Annotated in this window: 18 protein-coding genes, 3 pseudogenes and 2 other annotated features; of the genes and pseudogenes, 2 read left to right on the forward strand and 19 right to left on the reverse strand. The window is 25.0% G+C overall.

Annotated features, from left to right (window positions below; genetic code table 4):
* From AB668_RS04150 to AB668_RS04235, 19 genes and pseudogenes are all read right to left on the reverse strand, one after another.
* Positions 1 to 391: pseudogene (locus AB668_RS04150) on the reverse strand (IS1634 family transposase); the annotation flags it as partial.
* A 307-nt stretch (positions 392 to 698) separates the two neighbouring features.
* Positions 699 to 1,751: a zinc-dependent alcohol dehydrogenase family protein gene (locus tag AB668_RS04155; RefSeq protein WP_268777950.1), complete on the reverse strand. Its 1,053-nt coding sequence runs from the start codon at positions 1,749 to 1,751 to the stop codon at positions 699 to 701.
* 344 nt (positions 1,752 to 2,095) lie between these two features.
* The gene (locus tag AB668_RS04160; RefSeq protein ID WP_235443349.1) at positions 2,096 to 3,286 is read right to left on the reverse strand and encodes a lysophospholipid acyltransferase family protein; all 1,191 of its coding nucleotides are present in this window, start codon (positions 3,284 to 3,286) and stop codon (positions 2,096 to 2,098) included.
* Entirely contained in the window at positions 3,286 to 3,774 is a 489-nt protein-coding gene (locus AB668_RS04165; protein ID WP_050517749.1) for a dihydrofolate reductase, read from the reverse strand. Before AB668_RS04165 ends, AB668_RS04160 begins: the two co-directional genes overlap by 1 nt.
* Entirely contained in the window at positions 3,767 to 4,087 is a 321-nt protein-coding gene (locus AB668_RS04170) for a holo-ACP synthase (RefSeq protein WP_050517750.1), read from the reverse strand. Before AB668_RS04170 ends, AB668_RS04165 begins: the two co-directional genes overlap by 8 nt.
* 542 nt (positions 4,088 to 4,629) lie before the next feature.
* Positions 4,630 to 5,109 (reverse strand): deoxycytidylate deaminase, encoded by a 480-nt coding sequence (locus AB668_RS04175; RefSeq protein WP_050517751.1) that lies wholly within the window; start codon positions 5,107 to 5,109, stop codon positions 4,630 to 4,632.
* Between the two features lies 1 nt (position 5,110).
* A complete protein-coding gene (locus AB668_RS04180) occupies positions 5,111 to 6,415 on the reverse strand; it encodes a hypothetical protein (RefSeq protein WP_050517752.1) in 1,305 nt (434 codons plus the stop codon).
* A gap of 1 nt (position 6,416) precedes the next feature.
* A complete protein-coding gene (locus AB668_RS04185) occupies positions 6,417 to 7,334 on the reverse strand; it encodes an RluA family pseudouridine synthase (protein ID WP_050517753.1) in 918 nt (305 codons plus the stop codon).
* On the reverse strand, positions 7,322 to 7,918 hold the full coding sequence (locus AB668_RS04190) for a signal peptidase II (RefSeq protein WP_050517754.1): 597 nt from the start codon (positions 7,916 to 7,918) through the stop codon (positions 7,322 to 7,324). Before AB668_RS04190 ends, AB668_RS04185 begins: the two co-directional genes overlap by 13 nt.
* A 12-nt stretch (positions 7,919 to 7,930) precedes the next feature.
* Positions 7,931 to 10,663: an isoleucine--tRNA ligase gene (gene ileS / locus AB668_RS04195; protein ID WP_050517755.1), complete on the reverse strand. Its 2,733-nt coding sequence runs from the start codon at positions 10,661 to 10,663 to the stop codon at positions 7,931 to 7,933.
* Between the two features lie 40 nt (positions 10,664 to 10,703).
* Positions 10,704 to 10,927 (reverse strand) — a binding site (T-box leader).
* A gap of 16 nt (positions 10,928 to 10,943) precedes the next feature.
* The gene (locus tag AB668_RS04200) at positions 10,944 to 11,936 is read right to left on the reverse strand and encodes an alpha/beta fold hydrolase (RefSeq protein ID WP_050517765.1); all 993 of its coding nucleotides are present in this window, start codon (positions 11,934 to 11,936) and stop codon (positions 10,944 to 10,946) included.
* Between the two features lie 76 nt (positions 11,937 to 12,012).
* Positions 12,013 to 12,801, reverse strand: a complete 789-nt coding sequence (locus tag AB668_RS04205; RefSeq protein ID WP_152908064.1) for a hypothetical protein — start codon at positions 12,799 to 12,801, stop codon at positions 12,013 to 12,015.
* Positions 12,802 to 12,944: 143 nt separating this feature from the next.
* Positions 12,945 to 13,235: a 50S ribosomal protein L27 gene (rpmA, locus tag AB668_RS04210; protein ID WP_050517766.1), complete on the reverse strand. Its 291-nt coding sequence runs from the start codon at positions 13,233 to 13,235 to the stop codon at positions 12,945 to 12,947.
* Positions 13,236 to 13,242: 7 nt separating this feature from the next.
* Positions 13,243 to 13,557 carry a ribosomal-processing cysteine protease Prp gene (locus tag AB668_RS04215; RefSeq protein WP_050517757.1) on the reverse strand — a complete coding sequence of 105 codons (315 nt, stop codon included), beginning with the start codon at positions 13,555 to 13,557 and terminating at the stop codon, positions 13,243 to 13,245.
* A gap of 2 nt (positions 13,558 to 13,559) precedes the next feature.
* Positions 13,560 to 13,862, reverse strand: a complete 303-nt coding sequence (gene rplU, locus AB668_RS04220; RefSeq protein ID WP_050517758.1) for a 50S ribosomal protein L21 — start codon at positions 13,860 to 13,862, stop codon at positions 13,560 to 13,562.
* A 7-nt stretch (positions 13,863 to 13,869) separates the two neighbouring features.
* Positions 13,870 to 13,946, reverse strand: a sequence feature (ribosomal protein L21 leader region).
* A 126-nt stretch (positions 13,947 to 14,072) separates the two neighbouring features.
* A complete protein-coding gene (locus tag AB668_RS04225) occupies positions 14,073 to 14,483 on the reverse strand; it encodes a hypothetical protein (protein ID WP_050517759.1) in 411 nt (136 codons plus the stop codon).
* A gap of 23 nt (positions 14,484 to 14,506) precedes the next feature.
* Entirely contained in the window at positions 14,507 to 15,400 is an 894-nt protein-coding gene (gene rsmI, locus AB668_RS04230) for a 16S rRNA (cytidine(1402)-2'-O)-methyltransferase (RefSeq protein ID WP_050517760.1), read from the reverse strand.
* Between the two features lie 1,045 nt (positions 15,401 to 16,445).
* Positions 16,446 to 16,703, reverse strand: a pseudogene (locus tag AB668_RS06035) (TIR domain-containing protein); the annotation flags it as partial.
* A gap of 27 nt (positions 16,704 to 16,730) precedes the next feature.
* The gene (locus AB668_RS04235; protein ID WP_050517761.1) at positions 16,731 to 18,158 is read right to left on the reverse strand and encodes an SIR2 family protein; all 1,428 of its coding nucleotides are present in this window, start codon (positions 18,156 to 18,158) and stop codon (positions 16,731 to 16,733) included.
* A gap of 909 nt (positions 18,159 to 19,067) precedes the next feature.
* On the opposite strand from AB668_RS04235, the gene AB668_RS04240 reads away from it, so the two are divergent.
* Both AB668_RS04240 and AB668_RS04245 read left to right on the forward strand, forming a co-directional pair.
* The gene (locus AB668_RS04240) at positions 19,068 to 20,012 is read left to right on the forward strand and encodes an ECF transporter S component (protein WP_050517762.1); all 945 of its coding nucleotides are present in this window, start codon (positions 19,068 to 19,070) and stop codon (positions 20,010 to 20,012) included.
* Positions 20,013 to 20,384: 372 nt separating this feature from the next.
* A pseudogene (locus AB668_RS04245) lies at positions 20,385 to 20,683 on the forward strand (hypothetical protein); the annotation flags it as partial.

Consider the following 20,683-nt stretch of genomic DNA (forward strand, 5'->3'; position numbering starts at 1 on the left):
GCATAATAACATCTTTTAGTGTTGTTGATCTTGTAGTAGAACAATTATCAAAAATATCAAAATAATCAAAGAGTTTTTCAATAATCTCGTAACCTTTATACCTTTCTATAACCTCTTTTTTCAATGATTTTTTCTCTTTGAAGATTTCATCTAATTTTGTTTTAGCTTGTTCTTTTGTTCAAGATAGTGGGAAGTTTTCAATAATTGCTTTAATCACAGTTAGTGGATCATCATGATATTCTTTCAATTCATGTAAATAACCATAACCGAATCTGAATTCAAACCCCTTGTTATCTCTTCTCGGCACCCCAATTGATAAATATTCACCCTTCTTAACTCTTGCTATTGATGTTCTTCATTGTCTTTTTGTATCTTTTCTTGACTTTTTCATATTTCTATTATATCATATTTAAGCATAAAAGTATAGATATTTATATTTTTTTATAAAAAATATAGCTAATAAAAACGTGCTGTTTTTGTAACTAAGTGGGAAACGTAGGACATTGTTCAAAATTCGACATTTTGTATAGTATTATGGGGTATAACTTTTATATTATAAAATGACAATAATATATTAAGACAAAAAAATACCACAGCATCTCTTCTGTGGTACCATAAATGAAAGTTCAAGTGCATTTTTATGCGTATGAATTTTTTAATAAATGTTTAAAAATACTTTTATATTTTTTTCAATTAATTTATTTAGTTGCATCAATAAATATTTTCATTGTCTTATTATCTGATGCATTGATAAATGTTTCATAAGCTTGCATCATATCTGAAAGATTAAATCTATGTGTAATTAAATCTGAAACAGGTAATTTTCCAGTTGAAACAGCATTAATTAACATTGGCAATGTATTTGTATTAACTAATCCTGTTGTTAATGTAATGTTTTTAATTCATAGATTTTGAACATTGAAATTAACTGGTTTTCCATGCACACCAACAATTGAAATATTTCCGCCTGCCTTAACAATTTGCTGACAAACATCTCAAGTTTGAGGAATCCCTACTGCTTCAATTGCAACATCAACACCATCTTCTCCAACAATTTCTTTTAAATTATCAAATAATTTTTCATTTGGTACTAGTGTATGTGTAGCCCCTAATTTTCTAGCCATTTCTAAACGATTTTTATCTAAATCAATTACGATTAGATGCCCTGGTGAATACAATTGGGCAGTTAATAGGGCACCCATCCCTACTGGTCCAGCTCCTATAATTGCAACAGATTTTCCTGGACTAACATGTCCATATTGCACACCAATTTCATGACCTGTAGGAAGTGCATCTGATAGCATAACTGCAATTTCATCGTTAATTGTTTGTGGATATTTGTATAAACTATTATCTGCAAATGGAACTCTTACATATTCAGCTTGTGTTCCATTGATCATATAACCAAGTTTTCATCCACCCTCTGTTTCACGACAGTGTGAATATAATTGTTTTCTGCAATTATCACATTTTCCGCAAGGAGTAATACATCCAATTAAGACCTCATCACCGACTTTAACATTGGATACGCTTTCTCCAACTTCTTCAACAATTCCGATTCCTTCATGTCCTAAGATTCTACCACTTGCTACTTCAGGATTTTTTCCTTTATAAATTCCTAAATCAGTTCCACAAATTGTTGTTCTTGTTACTTTTACTATTGCATCTGTAGGTTTTAAAATTGTTGGTTTATCAACTAATTCAAGAGAAATATTATGTTCCCCGTGATAAACTAAAGCTTTCATTTTCATAATTTATATTTCTAAACCTCTTCTTTATATTTTTCTTACATTTCTTACATAAAAATTATAATGTATTAGTGACTGAATTATTTTATTCTTTTTTTGTTGTTCAATATTAACCATAGACAACGAGTTGGTAAAAATATAAACCACTGATACGCGTTTTTAGGAGTCTCACCCACTCTCCAATTCCTAACAGGAATTAACAATATTGTAACACATAAAATGCTCATTTAGATAAGACATTCTAATTTTATGTGTTTACCCGATAGCTTATAATATTAATTCAAATAATAAAATTTAACCACAATTAGAAAATAAAAAACTAAACAATGGAGAGTTTAGTTTAATAATTAATCTACTATTTTAAAAAGATCTTTAACTGATTTTTTCTTAGCTTTCTTAGCTTTTTTTTGCTTTTCTAGTTCTTCTTCTTTAAGTTGTTTAATGTCTTTTTTAGTTAATTTTTTTAAAGCATATTTCATTTTTTCATGTTCTCATTTATTTAAATTTTCTTGAACAGTTTTTTGAACAAATCTAGTTAGATCTTCAGTTTTTAATGAAATATGTTTTGAAGGTAAAATAGGTTTTCCAAAAACAACTTTGATTTCAACTCTTTTTGGTCTGTCTTCTGCAAATACTTGATAAGAGTTGATAATAGAAACAGGAATAATTGGTGCGTGTGCCATTTGAGCAACTTTTAATGAAGCAGGATGGAATTCATTCATTTCTTGAGATTGACTTCTTGTTCCTTCAGGGAAAATTACTAATGATCTTTTGTAATCTACAACTAATTCTCTAGCTTCTTTAAACGCTTCTAATGCACTTCTAGGACTATTTCTATCTAAAGGAATACAATCAATTAATCTTACAAAATTTTTGAATTTTTTGTCAGTTCATAATTCCTGTTTTGCAATAAATGCTAATGGTTGTTGTTTTGAGAAATTATTAATTGCAATTAAAATTGCAGGATCAATATTTGATTGATGGTTAACTGCTAAAACAACACCTTTATCTAATCAGTTTTCAATTCCTTCAACTTTAATATCAACATCTAAAACATATAATAATTTGTTTACCGCTTTTTTAACTCATGTGTAGCAATATTCTTCAGTATAAGTGTCAGGATATTTTCTATTTTTTCTAACAATTTTTGAAGCTTTTCTTTTTATGTTTAATAAAGGAGCTCACATGTAAAGCATTTTTCATTTATTTAAATGTAAATAATCTTTTTTCTTTTCTTTTACAGCCACAGTTGAAGTTTGTTCATTTTCAACAACATTTGTTGTTTCAACTTTAGTTTCAATAACTTGTTCAACTTTTTTTGGTGCTGATTTAACAACTTTTTTATCTACAGATTTAGTCGCAGTTGATTTTGGTTTTGTTGAATTTTTAGTTGTACTAGATTTTTTTGTTGTAGCTTTTGTAGTTGTTTTTTTAGTTTCAGTTTTAGTTGTACTAGTTTTTTTAGCAGGTGCTTTTTTAGTTGTAGTTGACTCAGTTTTAGTTGAAGTACTTTTAGTAGTTTCTTTAGTTTCTTGCATTATTTTCTAACTCATCTTTCTATATAAAATTCTTCATAATCTTCTTGAGAAATTTTATCAAATTTATTTACATCTAGATCAACCATATAAGTATCACCTTGATAATCTTTTTTAATAATTGATCTAATTATTTCATCTGCCGAATCTAAGAATAACTCATAAATAATTTTACCACCAATTACAAATATTTCATTTTCTTGATTTTTAGCATATTTTTCAATTATAGGTTTTGTATCATTTATAATAATCAAATTATCATACTCTTTTTCTAGATCTTTATATTTATCAATATTAGTTGTTAAAACATAATTTAAGTGATTTTTTAAAGGTTTATAATTTAATGAAGCAAATGTTTTTCTACCCATTACTAAATCTTTTTTTGTTGTAGTTTTTCTAAAATGTTGCATTTCTTCTTTAATATCTCAAGGAAGTGTATTATTATTACCAATCACTCCACTTTTAGTTTGTGCTCATATTAATTTAATCATCAGCTCTTACCGCCATTCCTACTGAATATTTTTTTTCATGTGATATAGATATAGATATATTTTTCAATTCTTCATTTAAAATAATAGGTTTAGAATTTATGTAATTTATATCTATTTTATTCATACTAATAACTTCATCTAAACTTTTTATAATAGCTTCTTTAACAGCTCAACGACCTGAAACAAATTCTCTTTTTTCAGCTTTAGTTTTAGTTTTAAATATTTTAATTTCGTTTTCAGATAATATTTTACAAATAAAATTATCATTTAATTTAATTCTTTTATTTTCAACAATATCTATTCCTATTTTCATAGTTCACCACAATTTCTATTAGTAAAATAAAAACAATCTTATTGATTGTTAAAAGCTTTAATTACATAGATATTATAACCCGAGTTTTACACTTGTTATGCCAACAAATAAATAAAAAAGATGAAAAGTTCAGATTTTAAGGGTTTTTTCATCTTTTATCTTACTTCTATTTACTTTTTCCGATGTTATTCTAAAATATTTATAGAATACATTACGATAAAGGAGATAAGATAAATTTTAAAGATTCAACTGTTAAGACATTTTTAGAGTCGTTAGAGGGTATTAAGACAAAAATTGACAAGTTAAACAGGAAATTGTTAAAAGTTTTAGCTATCTAGAAGACTAATGAGATCAAAATGAAAGAACAAACACAATAAAATCACTAATGATAGATGTTGAATTTGATAAAATTTTGAACTCTATAAGATTTAAATAACAATTAAAAAGTTGTTGCACTTTTTAATTTAGCACAACAACTGTAAAACTCGGGTTATAATATAGAAATATTATTGGTAAATAAAAATCAGGTTAACTCCTGATTTTTAATTTATTTTAACTTCTAATTCAATATCTGGTAATTGTTCATATTCTATTTTAGCTGCATCAAGCATTCTTCTTGAAGCAATATATTCTTTTTGATCATGATATTTATCTAAAGAATAATAGACTTTTTTAATTCCTGCTTGAATAATTATTTTTGTACATTCATTGCAAGGAAATAAAGTGACATATAAATCACAATCAGTTAAATTAGTTCTAGCACTAACTATAGCGTTAACTTCAGCATGAGCAACATAAGCATATTTCAAATCAATTCATTCAGCACCTTGGCGTTGTCATGGAAATTCATCATCGCTAACTCCTCTTGGAAAACCATTATAACCTGTTGACATAATTTGATTTAATTTATTAACAACAATAGCTCCAACTTGAGTTGTAGGATCTTTACTTCTCATAGCACTAGCTTTAGCAATTAACATAAAATATTGTTTTCATGTTAAATAATTTTGACGCTTTGACATATTAAAATCCTGTTATTCAATTACCAGCAGCATTAAAGTTTCCGTCTCATCCGATTTTATTAGTAATAGAATTTACAAATTCTGTACTAAATCATTTATTTTTAATGTAAAAAGATAAAGCGTTTAAAATGTTAGGATCAACAGCTGTTGTAAATTTTGTAATCATTATAAATACAATTGGAATAGTAATGATAGATACTATTAATGCAACTTGGATTACTTCCATTCATTTTCAATCTCTAAACTCGGTTTTTAGTAATCCTATAAAACAACTACCTAAAACCATACCAACACCTGTAATTAATAATGAACTTAATCCATTTCCAAATAATAATGAAAATAGAATTAACATTATAATGTATTTTCAACCTTTAGATTGACTGAATTTTGCTACAGGAGTATTTTTTCCTGATGAGTCTGTTAATAAAATTCCTAAAAAGATTCCTATAGTACTTATAATTCCACCAGTATAAGTTGCTGGTAAAACACAACTTGCAAATAACCCTAATACTAAATAACTTAAAAATGAACTAGTAGCGAAACTTAAAGTTTTTCCTATTGAAATTTCACACATCTTAGATATATTGAAAAACATTGATCCTAAAATAAGTAGAATAAGAATACTTAAAAATGGTGATCCAATTTGTTGCATAGGAGCAAATCCATAAGTAAACACTCTTCATCATTGACCACCTAAAATTGTCAGATTTCAGTTAGTAGCTCCAAACACTAATGAAAGAGTATTTGAACTAATTTGAGAATTTTTTAATAAATAAGGAGCAAAAAGTTGAATTGATCCTGGAAGTAAAACTAAAAGAATTAAAACGATTCAAGAAAATGTAATTTTATTTGATTTAATGCTTTGAATAAATTTATTAAGACTTTTTAAATTTTCTTCAAAACTATTTTGTTCATTCAATTCTTCTTTAGTTTCTTGTTGTTGGTGTTGATTAAAATCTAATAAATCACTTTTTTCAAAAAATGGTTCTAAATTATCTTTTAAATTTTCTATTGATGAATATAAAATCTTTTTATTTTCATGTTCAATAAGATCGTTATTTGCGTTTTGATCAACAACAATCATAAAAACTTGAACAGTTTGATTAACTGCTTTTTGCATTTTTTGAATTACGTATTCTAATTCTTTATCAGCAGTAATGTTTTTATCGAAATTAATAACAACTATTTGGAATTTATTTGAAGAATTATATAAATAACTTATTTTAGAACTTACTTTTGATTTTAATAATTTAGCATTGTAATTTTTAATAAAGAAGTTTTCTAAAATCTTTTTATTTTCATTCATTTTAAACACCTCCTAATTCTTTAATTTTATCATTAAATTCATCAGGTAGTTCTGCAATTACTTCAATTACTTTATTTGTGATTGGATGAGAAAATGATAATTTATATGCGTGTAGATATTGTCCAAACTCAGTAGTTTTTTCACTTAATCTTCCATACACAGGATCATTTATAATAGGGTGTTTAATGAAATTAAAATGTACTCTTATTTGATGTGTTCTTCCAGTTTCAATATTACATTTAACTAAAGTAGCATTATCAAAACGTTGAATAACTTCAAAATTAGTTCTAGCATGTTTTGAATTTTTAATTGTAACTGCCATTTTTTTTCTATCATTTTCATGCCTTCCAATAGGAGCATCAATAATACCTTTATTTTTAGCAATTACACCTCAAACTAAAGCATAATATTCTTTATAAATTTCGTGATTAGTTAACATTTCAGTTAGTCTTTTATGAGCTTTGTCATTTTTAGCAATAATCAATAATCCTGTAGTTTGTTTATCTATTCTGTGAACTATTCCTGGTCTTAATTCTCCATTAATTGATGATAGTTCAACTCCACTTCTAAGTAAGGCATTGACAATAGTATTATCAAAATTACCAGCACCTGGGTGAACTACAATATTGTTTTGTTTATTAATAATTAAAATATCATCATCTTGATAAACAATGTCTAAAGGAATATTTTGAGCAACAATATCAGTTGGTTTTGGATCATCAATATTAATAATTATTTCTGAGTTTGGTTTTACTACAAAATTATTAGCATTAATTATTTCACCATCAACAATAACATTACCTTCTTTGATTAATTTTTGAATGTATGATCTAGAAAAATTTTGATCAACTAATAGTTCAACTAAAAGTTTATCTAATCTATTTGTTATTTCTTTAGAATTTAAAATTATTTGTTGCATTCTTCTTCACCTTTTTGTTTTTTTGATTTAGTTCTAATAAATTGAATAAATTCTATTACTATTGCTAAAATGCTTAATCCAATTCCAACATTAACTCATAAATCAGCTAAGTTGAAAATGTAACTAGCATTAACTCAAGACATATCTCATATTAAAAAGTCAATAACTCCACCAGGTTTTAGATTTTCACTTAAAGGAGCTCATGATCTAGCAATTAAATTTGCAAAAGATCCAGATAATATAAATACTAAAGCAATCAATCATTTTTTATTATTTAAGAATATAAAAAATATTATCAATAAAAATGTTATTATGCTTGCTAGAGAAATTACTAAGTATTGTTTATCTTCTAATCCACCATATGCCATACCTAAATTAATTGTATATCTAAGTTTTACAAATCCTGGAATTAGATTAGCTTCTTGGCCTAAGCTAAATTTATTTGCAACTAAAATTTTAGTTACCCAATCACAAGCAATTAGAAATATTAAAATAGGAGCACAAACAAAAAGTTTAAATTTTCATTCAAAATTATAATTTTTTAATTTAACTTTTCATTCTAATATTTTGTCTTTAAATAACATATTTTTCTCCTACTATAAACTTTCAACTACTTTGTTACATTCAATACAAATTTCATCATCAATTAAATTATCAAATATTTGTCAGCATCTTTGACATTTCATACCTTGTTTTTGTTCAACTTTAATTTTACTTAAATTGCAACTAATAAAATCATCATTAGCTTGATCAACAAAATTAATTGAATTTACAATAAAGATTTGAGCTAGATCTTTTTGTTCTGATAAATGTTTAAATTCATCGTTTAATTCAATTGTTACAACAGCTTCAAAACCTTTGTTAATTGTTTTGTTTTCTCTTGCTGTTTCTAACGCTTTATTTACATCATCACGCAAGTTCATTAAGCTTTCTCATTTATTGATAAATTCTTGGTTTTGATCAAATTTTTGATCTCTATTATTTAATAAGTGAACTGATAATTCTTTATTTGAAATATTTAATGATTGATAAGCTTCTTCAATTGTATGAACTAAAATAGGACGTAAAACATCAATTAAGCATCATAATTGCTCATATAAAACAGTTTGAACTTGTCTTCTTCTTTTTGAATCTTTAGCATGAATATATAAAATGTCTTTAATGAAATCTAAATAAAATGATGATAGGTTTTTGGTTACATAATTCATTGTTAAATTGTAAACTTGGTTAAATTGTAAGTTTTGATAAAAATCATTTGCTTTATCTTTAAATTGAGTTAAATTAGCTAAACTATATTTATCAACTTCTTCTAAATCATTTTGATAATCTTTTAATGGATCAAAATCATATAAATTAGCTAAAATGAATCTAATTGTGTTACGGATTTTTCTATATGATTCACTAATTTGTTTAATAATTTCAGGACCAATTTTTTGATCATCAGTAAAATCAGTTGAACTTACTCATAATCTTAAAATATCAGCACCTAAATCATTTGAAAATTGAATTGGATCAACACCATTTCCTAATGACTTAGACATTTTATTCCCTTTTTCATCAGTTGTCATACCGTGAGAAACTAATTTTTTATAAGGAGATTTTGAGATATAAATAGTTGAGTTAATCATTGAAGCGTTAAATCATCCTCTATATTGATCGTTTCCTTCTAAATACATATCAAATGGTAGATCTAATTCTTTAAATCTTTCAATCATAGCAATTGCACTTGATCCAGAATCAAATCAAACATCTAAAATGTCTTTTTCTTTTTTCAGATTTTTATTTTTGTATTCATCAGGTAAGAAAATATCAACATCATCATTAAATCAAGCATGAGTTCCTAACTCACCAATTTTATTAATTGCATATTGTAATATTTCATTATTTAAAACTAAATTATCATTTTGATCATAAAATGCAACAATTGGAACTCCTCATAATCTTTGTCTTGAAATAGTTCAATCTGTTCTTTCTTCTAAAACTTGATATAGACGTCTTTTTGCTCATTTTGGATGAGTTTCAATTTCATTAACATTTTTTAAAATTTCATCTTTAACTGGTGCTAAATTAACAAATCATTGTAATGTACATCTATAAATAACTGGTTTTTTAGTTCTTCAATCATGTGGATATGAGTGAGTAACAAATTTTAATTTTAATAAGTTATTTTTACCCGCTAGTCTTGTTGTAATGATTTTGTTTGTATCATCATAAAACATACCAACTAATTCAGGATCTAGATCATTAATTTCTTCAGTAAATTTACCTTGATTATTGATTGGAGCAAATGGTTCAATTTTGTGTTGTTTTACAATTAAATAGTCATCTTCACCAAATCCGCCAGCAATATGAACCATACCTGTTCCAGACTCACTAGTTACGTGATGACCTAAAACAACTTTACTAATTTTTTGATTATATAAAGGGTGAACATATTGAGTATTAACTAGATCTTTTCCATTTAATTCTTCTAAAACAGTAGCGTTTTCTCATCCAATTTCTTGACTTGCTTTTTCAACTAATTCAGAAGCTATAATGAATTTTCTATCATCATTTTCAGGTTTAACAACACTATATTTAATGTTTTCTCCAACTGCAATTAATTGATTTGAAGGTAAAGTTCAAGGTGTTGTTGTTCAAATTACTAATTTAGTTTGAGAATCGAATTTATCAGAATTTACAATATCACAAGCTACATAAACAGTTGGTGATTTAACATCTTTATATTCAATTTCTGAATCTGCTAATGCTGATTCACTTGATGGAGATCAATAAATTGGTTTTAATGCTTTATAAATTAATCCTTTTTCATACATTCTTTGGAATAATCTTAATTCACTCATTTCAAAATCATGAGTTAAAGTAACATATTTCACATCATAATCAGTAAACATACCTAAACGTTTAAATTGACTTGATTGATTTTTAACTTGATCTAAAGCATATTTTTCACATAATTTTCTGAACTCAATTTTATCCATACTTTTACGATCAACACCAGTTTTAGTAACAGCAATTTCAATAGGTAAACCGTGAGTATCTCAACCCATAATAAAGGGAGCATAATAACCTGTTGCATTTTTAAATCTAATAATAATATCTTTTAAAGTTTTATTTAATGCATGTCCAATGTGTAGATCTCCATTTGCATATGGTGGACCATCGTGTAAAACAAATTTAGGTAGATCTTTATTTAATTGCATTTTTTTATCATAAATTTTATTTTCTTCTCAAAATTGTTCAAAAACAGGTTCTTTATCTTTTAAACCAGCTCTCATATCAAAAGAAGTTTGCCCAATTAATAATGTATCTTTGAATTTATTAGCCATAAATTTTTAATCCTCTCTAAAAAAATAAAAATCGCCCTATATAAGGAGCGATTAAACCGCGGTGCCATCCTAATTAAATCATAAATATACTATGATCTATCTCTGTTGGTATTAACGGTTCCACCGCGAAATTCTACTAAACTAAATGCTGTTCTTTTTCGATAAGAAAAAGTGATATTTTATAAAACACTTTACTAATTCACACCATACATTAGCTCTCTGAAAAAGTTAATTTTATAAAACTTGTCTTTTAATTTTATTTATTTTATTCTATATTATTTTAATTGTTTTTTCCACTATTTTCATGACTTCTAACAAATTTCAAGCTTCTAGCTATGTAATCATTTTCAAATTCAATAATTGATTTTGTATGATGAACTCCCTGATCATAAATTGTTACTTTATTTTCATTGTCATTTTCAATATTATTTTTAATCTTACACATTCTAACGCTATCTAAATAATTAGTAACTTTATCATATCTATTGTGAAAATATAAAACAGGTATATATTTTGTTGATGTTTTAATTAATTCTCTAAAGTTTAAATCACTTAAATTAACTTGATATTCTTGTTTATAAACTTTTAAAATATCTTTTAAAATATCATTTCCTAATCCTTGTAAAAATATAGGAGCATTATTAGTAACCATCTTTCTTAATAGATGTTTAACTGACATATAAGATGAATCCGAGATTGCTCATTTAATATTTGCTTTTTTAATTAATTCAGCTTCAGTTAGTAAAAAGTAATTAATTGTAAATGCACCCATACTTGTTCCAACTAATCCTAATGTTGAAACGTTATATTTTTGAATTAATCAATTAATAATAGCGATTAAATCGCCTTTTTCTTGATAACCTCAAGTAGTAACTTTTCCTTCACTTACACCATGATTTCTGAAATCAAAAGTAATGATATTATATCCTAATTGGCGATAGTGTCATAATAAATATAAAACTTCTACTCTATTAGAATTATAACCATGGACACCAACTACTCACTTATCAGATTGTTTTGAATTTAATCAAATACTTCCAGCAATTCTAGTTCCATCAAGTGAATTAGTAAAGAAATTAATAGTTGGAGATTTATATTCTTTAATTTTTAATTTTTTATTTGAATTTCTATTTGTTGGATTTAATCAAGAAAAAGCTTTAATAGGATTAAAATTAACCGAAAATCCATCTTCTCTTCTATAAATAGTTTTTGAGAATTTAGAATTTCACATCAATATCATCGCTAAAGCAATATTTGAATATTGATCATTCATCTCTTTTTTCATCTTTTTATAACTTTCTATTTTCTATATATTTAATTATAAATACAAACTTAATTAATATCATAATTTAATTTTTAACTGATTTAAGTCTTTTTATAAAATCATAAACTTTATTAATCTCTGTTTTATTGTAAGCATATTCTTGTTTAAAATTAGGGTTATATCTTTTCAAAATACTTTTATAAGCTTTTGTGATATCTTTTATTTTAGATAAAGTACTAATTTCTAATAAAGCATAAGATTGGTTTACTATGTTAAATTTCTTTGAAAAAACTTTCTTTTTAGATCGTTTTTTTATTATTAAATTAGATTGATAAATATCAACTTTTAATTGTTTAATTAAGTTTAAAGTTTGTGTTAATAAGGTGTCATTAATTTTTTTAATTTCATCTTTTACATCACATGAGATATTTTTAATAGCACATGAAATTTCATTTTTTAAAATGTTTTCAACAAAATCATTTACCATTAATTCTCTAAAAATAGTTCAATATTCTTTATAGTATTTAGATAAAAATAAAACACTTTCTTTGTTATATTCTAAATTTAAATTATCAAAAGTAAATAATAGTAATTTCTCGCAATGTAAAAAATTTAACAATAATTGATCTTCACTAGATTTTAAATTACTAATAAGTTTTTCTGTAGAAGTGAAACGAACTTTTGTGTTTTCTAAAAATTTCTTAGTTTCTTTATATTCACCAAAAAAAGGAATTCTATTAAAATTTTCATAATAATCATATTCTTTTATTAAAATGATTGTTTTATTATCAATGATTCAGCTTCTTCTATTTTGAATAAAAATTTTGTCAATTTCACTATTTGATTCTTTTAAGATCGCATCTTTTTTATTCAATAGATATTTAATTACAACAATTGAAATGAAAAACAAAATCCAAATCACCAAAAGTGATAATAAAAATACAATCATCATGTCGCTTTTTCTCCTATATAAATAAAATTATAATAAAAAGTTCTCATATTTGAGAACTTTTGAAATTAATTAGTTTCTTTAGCTATAACACTAACTCTAGTACGGTTTTTTCCAAATCTTTCATATTTAACGATTCCTGAAGTTAAAGCAAATAGAGTGTCATCTCCACCACGTCCTACATTGATACCTGGGTGGATTTTTGTTCCTCTTTGTCTAAAAATAATTGAACCAGCGTTAGTAAATTGTCCATCTGATTTTTTAGCACCTAAACGTTTTGATTCAGAGTCACGTCCGTTTTTAGTTGACCCTACTCCTTTTTTAGAAGCAAAGAACTGTAAACCTAATAAGAAACGCATATTCATATTAACTTACCTCCTTAAACTGTGTATTTTTAGGATATTGAGTTGTTATTGTGTGAATTTGTATTTTTAACATATTCAACATAGTTTGTAGATGTTTATCATTTAAGTCAAGTGCTTGAATAATAACTTCATTATCTAAAACTTCCAACCTCACCTTGTCACGATAATTAATATCAAGTGCATTTAAAGCACCACTAACAATTCCTGTAATTGCAGCACATACAAGATCTTGACCATAAGGTCCAGCATTAGCATGACCACTTATATTAAATTGTTCGATATTTTTATCATTATATTTAATTACTATTTTTATCATAATTATTTAGTAGTAATTTCATCAATTTTTACTTTTGTAAAAGGTTGTCTGTGACCGTAAATTTTATTAACGTTTTTCTTTGGATGATATCTAACAACATGGATTTTTTTACCTTTTCCTTGTTTTACGATAGTTCCTGAAACTTTAGCTCCAGCGATTGTTGGGTTACCAACTGTTCCATCGATCATTAATACTTGATCAAATACAACTTTTGCATCAACTTCACCTTCAATTTTTTCAATGAAGATTTCTTGTCCTGGTTCAACTTTGATTTGTTTTCCACCAGTTTTAATGATTGCAAACATCTTTCTTCCTCCAGTCTAGACTCGCCTTTGTATGTGAGTGAGAACTTCTTTTAAGACATACAAAAAGAGCGGTTGAAACTTTTTTTCAACATAAAGATATTACTACATAAAATTAATCATTTCAACATATGATTACAATTTATCATTTCAACATATGATTACAATTTAAGCGAGTTTTATTTTTTATATAGATTTTTAAAGCTAACTAAACTAAAAAATTCCTTGATCATCAAATGAATATTGTGAAATTGAATCAACACTATAATCATTGAAACTATCTGCTGGAATAGCAACTTTTTGCATGTTTTTTCCTGATCCTAATTCTAAAACAGGAAAACGAGATTGCATAGAATTATATTTTAATTTTTCTATTTCATAATCAATTTTTCTAGTATTATCTACTTTTATTAAATTGTTTCCAAATTTAAATTCTGCTTTAGTCGGATTTGTTGACATCACAAACATTGATACAAGTGTTGATGATAAAGTGTCAAACATACCAATATAGCTATTAGAAATACTTGTAACAAGTTTTGCAGCACCATCTAAAAGAGCACCAGTAATATTTAAACCAGCTCCACCGATAATTTCTTTTGCATTTTCTATTTTTATTTCTTTCATATTAAAAACCTCCTATTAATGTATTAGGAAGCTTTATTTAAAATGTACAAGTTATATAGCACATTTTTTGATTTATTAGTTTTTTTACTAATTATTTCACAAGCTTTTTTTAATTTAATACCATTTAGATTCATTTCATTATCAATTAAATTAATAATATCTTGATCTGAATAATCATTATTTATTAGTTTTTGATCTTGTTTATCAATTACAATTACAAATTCACCTTTACTGATAAATTCATCTGAATTAACATATTGATTTATTTCACTAATTGATGCGTAAATAATTTCTTCATTAATTTTAGTTAATTCTCTAGCTATAACTATTTTATGATTTGGATCTAATATTTCACTTAAACACTCAACAGTTTGTTTAATTCGGTGAACTGATTCATAAAAACTAATCACTGTATCATTATATTTATTAATTAAATTAGCTAATTCTTTAATTTTTGATTGTTTATTTTTATTTTCAATAAAACCATAAAAATAATTTGTTTTACTATTAAAACCACTACAAATTAAAGCGTGAATATAAGCTGAACCTGTTCCAATTGCAGTAATATTACAATTTATATTTAATTGTTTTAACTGATTAATTAAATATCCTGCTGGATCACTTATAATAGGAACTCCTGCATCACTTATAATAGCTATATTTTTATTTTGATTAACTAGATCTATAATTTGATTAATTCTTTGATCTTCATTATGCATGTGAAAAGAAATTAAGTTATTTGAAATATTATATTTATCTAATAACACTTTACTAGTTCTAGTATCTTCACAAAATATAAAATCAACACTTTGTAATGTCTCTAAACTTCTTTTATTAATATCATCTAAATTACCTATTGGAGTTGTTATTAAATAAATTGTAGGTTTATTATTTTTAAAAGTCTTTTGTAAAATCATAATTTCTCCTTATTTGTATTAATTTTAACTTATGATTAAATAAATTGAATTATTATTAAAGCTTTGAATATAAAATAAATTAGTTCTAAAAAAATAGATAGTTATATAAAAATAAAATTGACAGAACTTTCTGCCAATTTATAAATTATTTTTAGAAATAGATTTTACACTAAAATATTTTTTTAATGGTGGAGGTAACTTTTATAATTAAAGCACTAAAAATTTACTTACCTTTTCTTTTTGCTGCCAACTCCCGAGTTTTACACTTGTTATGCCAACAAATAAATAAAAAAGGTGAAAAGTTCAGATTTTAAGGGGTTTTTCATCTTTTATCTTACTTCTATTTACTTTTTCCGATGTTATTCTAAAATATTTATAGAATACATTACTATAAAGGAGATAAGATAAATTTTAAAGTTTCAACTGTTAAGACATTTTTAGAGTCGTTAGAGGGTATTAAGACAAAAATTGACAAGTTAAACAGGAAATTGTTAAAAGTTTTAGCTATCTAGAAGACTAATGAGATCAAAAAACAAACACAATAAAATCACTAATGATAGATGTTGAATTTGATAAAATTTTGAACTCTATAAGATTTAAATAACAATTAAAAAGTTGTTGCACTTTTTGATTTAGCACAACAACTGTAAAACTCGGGTTTTAACTTATGATTAAATAAATTGAATTATTATTAAAGCTTTGAATATAAAATAAATTAGTTCTAAAAAAATAGATAGTTATATAAAAATAAAATTGACAGAACTTTCTGCCAATTTATAAATTATTTTTAGAAATAGATTTTACAATAAAATATTTTTTTAATGGTGGAGGTAACTTTTATAATTAAAGCACTAAAAATTTACTTACCTTTTCTTTTTGCTGCCAACTCTATTCATTTACCCATATTTGAATAACCATCATCTAAAACATAGTCATAAAAACCATCACAAATATCAATAAATCTATACCCATTCACCATTGTGAAAGGACTTTGAGAAGTGCTTGTAAGTTTATTTTGATTTCTTATTCTACCAATACTAATTCCAATAATAGCATTCTTTCTCTTTATACTTTCTTGTATTTCGTATTGTACAAATTTTCTATTTAGTGTTTCACTACCAATAAGAACAATAGTAACAGTGGTTCCTTTTAATTGTTTGTCAATTCATCTTTTAATTGCTAATTCATCTTCAAGTTTAGTTTTTTCAAATTCAGCCTTATCTATAAATCCCGCTTTTTTTCTACCTTTGGTAACTCAACTATTTCTAACTACATTTGCTCTTCAAACATCATTATCATAATGAAAGCTGAAAAAACCTTTCTAACCATTCTAGTTCACATCCTTATTATTTAATAAATTAATTGATGCTAAAATGTTTTCTACTATTTCATTTATATTATCTATATTTTCTACATTCGCTTTCTTAATAGCGTTTTTAATTTCATCAATATTATTTGTACATTCTAAATCAAAAATATGTTTTGCACTACCACCTGTAATTTTTATAGGCAGTGGAATTAATTTTTTTTCTTTTGTTAACTCGTATTCTTTCATTACTCCTTCTGAAATATTGTCATTTTTATTTCCAAAAACAAAAATAGCAACTCCACATTTTTCTATCATTTGTTCTCTATTTTTCATATAAAGATTTTCTATTTTTCTTTTTGAAATATTATTTTGCGGAAATGGAATCACAGTTAAGTAATCTGAAATTTTCTTATTTTTTTCAAAACAAAACTCCGTTATCCCAGAAACTAATAAATCCCCAATTCCTTTACCGTTTCCATTTACTATATGATATCCATTTTCTGCTAATTTATATGCTAGTCTGTAAAGAAATAATTTGGCATCATTTTCATTTTTAAAACCATCATATTTGTCAGCACTACCAGAAATAAAAATTGTTTTTCTCTTATACATATCTACAAGAGTTTGTAGAATCTCTGTTATTTCATTATATTCATCAACAAGACAAGTGAATATTCCATAACGTTCTAAATCTTGAATTTGTAATTCTTGTTTTTTAACTCTATATTGAAAATCATTATCCGTTTCATTTTCTTGCTTATTTACTCGTTTCATTATGCAATAATGTGTTCTTGTATTAGACGGTTCTAACAATACTCTAAGCTTAGCAATAACATAATTAAAATTAGGATCATTAAAACTGAAACCAAGAAAAATGAATGTTTTAGTTAATAAGTCACCTTCAAGAACTTGTCTAAAAAGTTTTCTATTATAGTATCCAAATTCTTCATAGTCATTTCTAGTTATTACAACATCTTCTGGATTATCAACATCTCCATGTAATTTATATACTATTGCATCAAAATTTCTATTTGTGATACGTAATTGTTGATCTGTGGTTTTAACAAACGGATTTTTATTTTGACTTTCCAACGCTTTTTCAATTAGTTTATCATAGTTAGTTGTTCAAAATGTAGTTATTGGTAGTTGAGCAAGCAACATATGATTTTTTGATGGACTACTTATTTTTCCAAAATTTTCTTTAATAAGTTCATCTATTGAACTTCTTTTTCTCATATTCGAATAATACTGTGCTAAATTTATTAAATCATTTTCTTTTTCAATATTAAGACCTATATCTGAAGCAGGTTCTTTAAGTAAATCTGATCACATCACAAATCCAGAATCAACAGAAATTCCAGCCCCAATGAAGGCAGCTAGTTCTTCACATTTAATAGATTTTTCCAATTTATTTATAAGATATTTTTTATCAATTTGCCCGTTTGACATATTAGTTTTACACTCCTTAAATTTATAAATCGACATATAATATTATACTAACTACTGCTCTTAATATCTACATATTATTTTTTCAAATCTGGAATATCTATTTTAAATTTGTCTTATTTTATAAGCAAAAGATTTACTTTGACTAACTTTAAAGTTAGTTTTTTGTTTATTATGATGGTTAATTTTACCCGAGTTTTACACTTATTATGCCAACAAATAAATAAAAAAGATGAAAAGTTCATATTTTAAGGGGTTTTTCATCTTTTATCTTACTTCTATTTACTTTTTCCGATGTTATTCTAAAATATTTATAGAATACATTACGATAAAGGAGATAAGATAAATTTTAAAGTTTCAACTGTTAAGACATTTTTAGAGTCGTTAGAGGGTGTTAAGACAAAAATTGACAAGTTAAACAGGAAATTGTTAAAAGTTTTAGCTATCTAGAAGACTAATGAGATCAAAATGAAAGAACAAACACAATAAAATCACTAATGATAGATGTTGAATTTGATAAAATTTTGAACTCTATAAGATTTAAATAACAATTAAAAAGTTGTTGCACTTTTTAATTTAGCACAACAACTGTAAAACTCGGGTTATACTAACTACTGCTCTTAATATCTACATATTATTTTTTCAAATCTGGAATATCTATTTTAAATTTGTCTTATTTTATAAGCAAAAGATTTACTTTGACTAACTTTAAAGTTAGTTTTTTGTTTATTATGATGGTTAATTTTATTCTCATTTTATAATAATATTTTATAAAAACTAAAGTAATCTTTTATAAAAACTAAAGTAAAATTTAAAAGATAAATATTTATAATTTTTATAAAATAAGAAAAAACGTGTATAATTATAATTATAATTTTTATAAATAAATATAGATATAAAGAAGGAGATATTATGGCTCAGAAAAAATCAGAAAACCAACAAATAGATGAGTTAGTTAATAAAGCTGAAGCTGTGTTAGATGATCATTTTTATCACGAGCAACACGAAAATCAAGATAAAGATCACTATCATGGAATTCATCACTTTGATGAATATGGAAATCACGATGATGTCACTTCAGCTGATTTTGAACTAAAAAGTGTATTTAGACTTACTAAAAAGAATTTAATTTTTAAAATAGTATTAACAGGAGTATTTTTAGCTTTAACTGCTGCAGTTAGTGGATTAGATATTTTAGCTGAATATATTCACATACCAGTTAATGGTGATCAAGTTTGAATTGAAACAAGATTTTTAGATATTACAGTTGTAATGATTTCAATTGCCGTTTTAGGACCGTTATTTTCTTCAGTAATAGGTTTTATTGCTCCAATTATGCATAATGCAATTCACGGAGGAGAACACGGTTGAATTCAACCTCCAATTCAATCAGTTGAATATGTAATTATAGTTTGATTAGTATTTATAATTTTTAATTTAATCTTTAGAAACTCACCAATTCACCGTGATGAAAATATTAAAGTTGCAAACTTTAAGCGTTGAACTCCTATTCCAATTATGATTGTTCTTTTTGCAACAATTGTTACTTTAGGATTTATTCTAGCATTATTTATTCAAGCAAAAATATCAGCAATTGATCCTAATTCAGGATGATTACCAAATCATGATCACACTCACGATCATAAACATGCTCAAATTTTAAGTTCAACAAGTCAATTTATTTTAGGACATGCTGGTCATGATCATGATGATGAAAACAAATTAAATTACGATAAATTAAACTTATATACTTCACTAGCTGTATTTGGATGAAACTGTTTAAGATATACTATTTCAATGTCATTATTTGCAGTTATTGAATGAAGAATGAGACCAATTAATCATAGATATAGATAGAAAATGCCATTAGCATTTTTTATTTTTTATAACTATTTTTAAGCAAAATAATAGAATAGTTAAAAAAACATATTATTTTTATTAATTATTTCGAAATATTGTAAAAAATTTTACTAAATATTGTAAAGTTTTTTTCTTAAATATTGTAAAATTTTTATAAATTATAAAAGTTCTACCTAATATGACTATAGAAAAACTTGAAAATTAAGCAGTTTTTTATAAATAACCTTAAAATGTATAAGATCAAACATGAACAATTACTTAAAATTAATTTAAACAGACATGGAATAAGTTAAAAAAAACTATTATTTTATGTCTTTTTTTATGTTATAATATAGATATAATGCTATATAAAAGGAAAAGAGAGATAAAATGGCGATACCTTTAGAAATAAGACAGGTTGCAAGACCTAAAAACACAGTTGTAAAAGATTATTTTGGAAAATATAAAGTTGTAAAGAGAACTAGTAAATACGTTAACGGAAAAGCTATACCAGTTGATCTGGAAATAGTTGGTGAAATAATAGATTTTCAATTTATACCTTTTGAAACACCAATTCCAGTTGGTCAAAGATCAAAAAAGAAAAAAGAATTAATTGAAACAGGTACTGATGTTAAAGAGTATGGAAACGTTGCAATATTTACAAAAAACAGTGAAGATATTTTAGAAAA

Source organism: Mycoplasma sp. HU2014 (assembly GCF_001199495.1).
Lineage (GTDB): Bacteria > Bacillota_I > Bacilli_A > Mycoplasmatales > Mycoplasmataceae > Mycoplasma.